The sequence below is a fragment of the Streptomyces sp. AB3(2024) genome, assembly GCF_041862025.1.
Taxonomy (GTDB): Bacteria; Actinomycetota; Actinomycetes; order Streptomycetales; family Streptomycetaceae; genus Streptomyces.
Genome location: NZ_JBGWAB010000408.1, coordinates 1 through 232, shown reverse-complemented (window position 1 = coordinate 232; position 232 = coordinate 1). Strand labels below are relative to the sequence as shown.

The 232-nt window shown below is 67.7% G+C and carries 1 protein-coding gene; it reads right to left on the bottom strand.

Going from position 1 to position 232, the window contains the following annotated elements; translation table 11 throughout:
- The coding region (locus ACEPPI_RS40990; protein WP_373920310.1) for an Ig-like domain repeat protein at positions 1–232 on the bottom strand (232 nt) is incomplete at both ends.

The following is a 232-nucleotide window of genomic DNA, read 5'->3' as shown; positions in this document are numbered from 1 at the left end:
CGCCTGGTTGACCGTCACCTCGAAGGTCCCGGTCGAACCGGTGAAACACGTGTCCCCGTTGTAGATGGCCGTGACCGTGCCGGTTTCCAGCGTGGTCGTGGTGACGCATGCTGTGCCGCCCGTGTCCAGCGTAAGTGTCACGTTCAGTCCGCCGGGGCCGGTGAAGGTGACGGTTCCGGTGGGGGTGCCGCTGCCGGGTGCCACTGCGGTGACGGTGGCGCAGACGGTCACG